This window comes from Salinivibrio sp. IB643, assembly GCF_001996105.1.
GTDB classification, from domain to species: domain Bacteria; phylum Pseudomonadota; class Gammaproteobacteria; order Enterobacterales; family Vibrionaceae; genus Salinivibrio; species Salinivibrio costicola.
This window is the reverse complement of record NZ_MUFF01000081.1, coordinates 1-1,556: the sequence shown is the minus strand read 5'-3', so window position 1 is coordinate 1,556 and position 1,556 is coordinate 1. Positions and strand designations below refer to the sequence as shown.

The 1,556-nt window shown below is 50.5% G+C and carries 1 protein-coding gene and 1 pseudogene; one reads left to right on the top strand and one right to left on the bottom strand.

Annotated features, from left to right (window positions below; all coding sequences use genetic code 11):
* Positions 1-988, top strand: a 988-nt coding sequence (locus BZG77_RS14535; RefSeq protein ID WP_077647753.1) for a nucleotide sugar dehydrogenase, incomplete at its 5' end; no start/stop codon positions are given.
* A gap of 89 nt (positions 989-1,077) precedes the next feature.
* Here the strand turns inward: BZG77_RS14535 and BZG77_RS14530 are convergent.
* A pseudogene (locus BZG77_RS14530) lies at positions 1,078-1,556 on the bottom strand (MFS transporter); the annotation flags it as partial.

Sequence of the window (1,556 nt, the reverse complement as noted above, 5' to 3'; positions counted from 1 at the left end):
CTTTATCGCTACCCTCGATAAAGAGCAGGCCTACCAAGGCGCGGACTTTGTGGTGATTGCCACCCCTACCGACTACGATCCCGAAACCAACTACTTTAATACCAGCTCGGTCGAGGCGGTGATTAAAGATGTGATGGCGATTAACCCCGATGCGATGATGGTGATCAAATCGACGGTACCAGTGGGCTATACCGAGCATATTAAGCAACAAATGGGTTGCGAAAACATCCTCTTCTCACCCGAGTTCTTGCGCGAAGGCAAAGCGCTTTACGATAACTTATATCCATCACGAATCATTGTCGGTGAGCAATCCGAGCGCGCGCGCCAGTTCGCTACCTTGTTGCAACAAGGCGCAGTCAAATCGGGTATCTCCGTATTGTTTACCCACTCCACCGAAGCTGAAGCAGTGAAGCTTTTCTCCAACACCTACTTGGCGATGCGGGTGGCGTATTTTAACGAGCTGGATAGCTACGCCGAATCCCACGGTTTAGACGCGCGCCAGATCATTGAAGGGGTAGGGCTAGACCCGCGCATTGGCGATCACTACAACAACCCCTCGTTTGGCTATGGCGGTTACTGCCTACCAAAAGACACCCGTCAACTATTGGCCAATTACCAAGATGTGCCCAATAACATCATTCAAGCTATCGTTGATGCCAACACCACCCGCAAAGACTTTATTGCCAACGCCATTATCAACCGCGAACCCAAAGTGGTAGGTATATATCGCCTGGTGATGAAATCAGGCTCAGACAACTTCCGCGCCTCAGCCATCCAAGGGATCATGAAACGGATTAAAGCCAAAGGCATTGACGTGGTGGTGTACGAGCCCGTGCTTGAAGAAGACACCTTCTTTAACTCAGAAGTCATCAAAGACTTGGATACCTTCAAACAACGCGCCGACGTGATTGTCGCCAACCGCATGGTCGATGAAATCCGCGATGTAGAAAGCAAAGTCTACACCCGCGATTTGTTCGGGGCGGATTGATGAAAGTGTGAGGGCCTAGGATCCTAGGCCCATTGTTGGCGATGACACAAGCCCAAGTATACATTGAATAATAGATTTCCGTTCTTGTTCTATTTCTCCTCGCTCGTATCCACCTGCATTCTTAAAAAAGGGAGCAGTACCAGCCCAATGGTCACCGCACATAACGCAATAGCGATGAAAAAGCCTTGCCACGAAAAAGCTTCAATAATCAGTGCTAACGGATAGCCAGCTGCAGCTGCGCCCAAGTAGGCAAAAATGCCGACAAAGCCTGTCGACGCGCCTGCTGCTTGTTTGTGGGAGCACTCAGCTGCAGCCATGCCAATGAGCATCTGCGGGCCAAACACAAAAAAGCCGACGCAAAATAGCAACAGTGCGTGAATAAAAATGTCGGTGAACGGAAATAGCCAGAACGCAGCGACCGATAGAAAAATACCGGTGGCAAACAAAATGCACATGGGCCCGCGGTTACCGGCAAAAATTCGGTCAGATCCCCAGCCTGCGACCAGCGAGCCTAATACCCCGCCGACTTCAAACATGGCCAAGGCAACATTGGCTTGAATCAAGCCGT